Here is a 1,840-nt window from a genome sequence, read left to right as displayed (position 1 = left end):
TGGACGAACTTGTCGATGGCTGCAATCAGGTTCTCCCGGTTGGCACAGATCAGCAGTTTCTTCCGGTTCCCGGATTTTTTGTAATAGGCACGCAGGATCTTCTTTAAATTAAACCGGCCGGTGTACATTAGAATGGTATTCAATCCGAAAAATACAATATATACGGAACGCGGGAACAGCGTGCCCACCCGGTTCAAATACAAAATCATGGACAGCAGCAGCGCCATATACAAGTTAGCCGCCAGCACTATCTGCAGTTCTTCCCAGTTATTCCTCTTCATCAGCGGTTTTGGCGGCTGATAGAACAGCACCACCAGAACATAGACAAAAATCATCAGGATGCACCCAAACCAGGCGTCTGAAATCACTCTCCCCTGAACGACCTGATATCTTAGAAAAACTGCTAAAACAAAGGAAATGATGATCTCGCCGATATCAAATAAAATGTAAAAAGACCTGTTTTTCACAAGCATGCTTCATCCCCCGTTTCCCCTTCGTACTTTCCATGTCCTTAATTGCATTGTTTATTACTGTCTGCAGGCTGTAGTTTTATCCTTGGCATCCAGTTAATACTGATCTGTCCCCAAGCCTGCTTTTTCATGTTCTAACTGTTTATTCATCTGTTAAATATGATTCTGCATTCTGTAATTATGTAGATTTTATAATAGATCAACGCATTCTCTTCTTTATTAACGAATTATAATTTTGTCTTTGTCGCTCATTCCCACCAGTTAGAGTTCATCCAAATCAGAATCTGGTTTCTTCTGTTTTTTTATTTTCTATCTTGCTGATTGTTTTCTTTCGGTCATCTGATGGTTTTCTTCTATTTATTATGTTTCCCTGGCATACTCATACTGCTTCCCATACTTCCCATACCTGCCGTACTTCCCGTAATACCGGTAATACCCGCTGTGATCCACTGTCACCTTGTTCAGCACTGTCCCTAAAATCCGGCAGCCGCTCTTCTCTAACTGGGCTTTTACCTTCTGAAGCAAACGGAAACTGATGGCCCCGCTTTCGATCACCAGCACCGCGCCGTCACAGTGTCTTGCCACGATCGCGCCGTCGATCAGGTTCCCCATAGGCGGCGTGTCAATGATCACATAGTCATAGGTTTCACGGGCCCACAGCACCAGTTTGGTAAACATCTCCTCTTCCAAAAGCTCCGCCGGGTTCGGGGAATAGGGGCCTGCAAACATCACTTCCAGGCCGTTCACATTGGTCTGGTAAATGGCCTCCTCTTTCGTCACCTGGCTGCTCAGGTACTGGGACAGACCATTCACCTCGTGATCCAGCTGGTATCTGGACACCGTCACCGACTTGCGGATATCCGCGTCGATTAACAGCACATGTTTCCCAAGCTGGGCCAGGGACGATGCCAGCTGGAAAGAAGTTTCACTCTTCCCCTCATTGGGGATGGAGCTGGTAAACATGATCACACGGATGCTGCTGCCCGAAAACTGGAGATTGGTACGCAGCGTTTTGATCGCTTCCACATAGTTATAATCGCTTACCTCATATTGGGAGAGGCGGATTTTATTTTCCATCGGCTTTCCCTGCCTTTCTTCTCGACGTCTTCCGTTTTTTCTGCCCTTCGATCTCCCCGCTGTCGCTGACGGATTCCTTGGCCGGGATCACGGCCAGCACCGGCAGATCCAGATATTTCTGGATATCATCCTCGGTTTTTACCGTATCGTTCAGCACCACACTCAGGGTTATGGCTGCACAGACAAGGAACAGGGCGACCAGGCCGCCCAGCACTGCGTTTTTCTTCACGCTGGGGCTGGTCTTTTCCAGGGCCACCACCCCGTCCTCCAGCATTTTCGGGGGAACCATTTCC

At 47.8% G+C, this 1,840-nt stretch carries 1 protein-coding gene and 2 pseudogenes; all 3 read right to left on the bottom strand.

Annotated elements, in window-relative coordinates:
- Positions 1 to 473, bottom strand: a pseudogene (locus GPL15_RS22975) (hypothetical protein); the annotation flags it as partial.
- A gap of 357 nt (positions 474 to 830) precedes the next feature.
- Complete coding sequence (locus GPL15_RS22970) at positions 831 to 1,547, bottom strand: CpsD/CapB family tyrosine-protein kinase (protein WP_215701014.1); 717 nt, start codon at positions 1,545 to 1,547, stop codon at positions 831 to 833.
- Positions 1,537 to 1,840, bottom strand: a pseudogene (locus GPL15_RS22965) (polysaccharide export protein); the annotation flags it as partial. The gene GPL15_RS22970 and the pseudogene GPL15_RS22965, both read right to left, overlap by 11 nt.

Source organism: Clostridium sp. MCC353 (assembly GCF_018785315.1).
GTDB lineage: Bacteria > Bacillota > Clostridia > Lachnospirales > Lachnospiraceae > CHH4-2.
This window is presented reverse-complemented; position numbering and strand designations above follow the sequence as displayed.

Coding starts and splice junctions, on each gene's coding strand:
- GPL15_RS22970 (WP_215701014.1), bottom strand. CDS start 1,547: ATGGAAAATAAAATCCGCCTCTCCCAATATGAGGTAAGCGATTATAAC.